At 73.1% G+C, this 1,629-nt stretch carries 2 protein-coding genes; both read right to left on the bottom strand.

Going from position 1 to position 1,629, the window contains the following annotated elements:
• The coding region (locus D7X55_RS39330; RefSeq protein ID WP_121725690.1) for a DUF5935 domain-containing protein at nucleotides 1-918 on the bottom strand (918 nt) is incomplete at its 3' end.
• A 25-nt stretch (nucleotides 919-943) separates the two neighbouring features.
• Nucleotides 944-1,629: polysaccharide biosynthesis tyrosine autokinase (locus D7X55_RS39325; protein WP_121725689.1), on the bottom strand; the 686-nt coding region annotated here is incomplete at its 5' end.

Below are 1,629 nucleotides of genomic sequence, written 5' to 3'. Positions count from 1 at the left end.
GTCCTTTCCCAGCTGGATGGCCCTCGCGTAGAGGATGTCCCGCCCGGACAGGTACACCTTGCCTTCGTTGCTGCCGGCGCCGCCCGCGCCCGTCTCGTAGTTGAGGGTGAGGCGCAGGAAGCGCTCCTGCACGGAGTTCGTCAGCGCCTCTCCCAGGGGGGAGAACATGACCACCGCGGTGATGGCCACCGTCGCCAGCAAGGTCAGCAGCAGGAGCCTGCGCAGCGGCACGCGCCCCAACACGAGGAAGGCGGTGATGCCCGCGACGATGGCGGCCAACCCGCCGCGCGAGCCCGTCAGCAGCGTCAGCACCACGCCGCAGGCGGCCATCGGAATCCACAGCCACGCCTGGCCCCGCCAGTACCAGAAGTAGAGCGCGCCCAGGGTGAAGAGCCCCATGAGCCGCGCGAAGATGTTGGGCCCGCCGTTCATCACCGCGAGCCGCCCGCCGCCGCCGCCCGCCAGCAGCTGCTTGATGCCGGCGAGCGCGAGCAGCCCCGTGGCCAGGACGACGATGGCCCAGAACGCGTCCAGCATCCGGGGCGCGGGCTGGCGCAGGCAGGCCAGCGCGAAGCCCACGCACATCACCGCGACGAGCAGGACGTCGTAGACCTTGGTCAGCGAGAAGTCGAAGTCGGGCGACCAGGTGGCGCTGGCGGCCATGTAGCCCAGGAAGCCCAGCAGGGCCGCGATGAGCGGCGGGTCGAAGCTCGCCTCTGCGGGACGGGCCTCGCGCCGGGCGCGGTGGAAGAGCCCCACCGAGGCGAACACCCCTCCGCAGATGACGATCCAGAGCCGCAGCTCCAGGAACAGGTCCGTCTCCACCTCCGCGGCGGCCAGGCGGTGGACGCCCCAGCGGCCCGCGAGCACGTAGAGGGCCGCGATGAAGCCCAGTCCTGCGCAGCGTATCCAGCTCACGGCGTGGCTCCCCCGGTGACGGCCTTCAGCTCGCGGATGGATACTCGTATTGGTAGACGCCGCTCACCGCGCGGCCCGTCCGGGAGCGCGGCACGCCGTTGAGGACCAGCCCCTGTGCCGGGACGCCGCTCTGCTCCAGCTGGTGCAGCGCGGTGGCCACCTCGCGCAGGGACTGGGTCGCCGCGCGCACCACGGCAAGGCGCACGCCCGCGTGCCGGCTCACCAGCGCCGCGTCCGTCACCGCGAGGATGCTGGGCGTGTCGAAGAGGACGGCGTCGTACTCGGCCGTCACGCGCACCACGAACGTGTCGAACGCCGCGCCGGCCAGGAGCTCCGCGGGGTCTGGCGGAAGCTCCCCCGCGCCCAGGAAGGACAGGCCGGGCGCGGCCTCCTGGAGCAGGGCCTGCTCCAGGGTCACCGTGCCCCGCAGCACCTCATGCAGGCCGGGCAGGCGCGCCTCGCGGAAGCACCGGTGCAGCCAGCCGCCGCGCAGGTTCGCGTCCACCAGCAGCACGCGCTGGCCCGTCTCCGCCAGCACCCACGCCAGGTTGAGGGCGGTGAAGGACGTGCCGGCGCCGGGGCTGGTGCCGGTGAGGACGACGGCGTGGCTGCCCGCGTCCTTCATGGCCCGCGTCAGCCGCGTGCGCAGGCCGCGCACGCTTTCGGTGGTGATGTCCCGGGGGAGGCTGCGCGCCAGGATGCGGGAGGGGC

Source organism: Corallococcus sp. AB049A, assembly GCF_003668885.1.
Classification (GTDB): Bacteria; Myxococcota; Myxococcia; order Myxococcales; family Myxococcaceae; genus Corallococcus; species Corallococcus interemptor.
The sequence above is the reverse complement of the archived record's forward strand: the minus strand, read 5'-3'. Positions and strand labels throughout refer to the sequence as shown.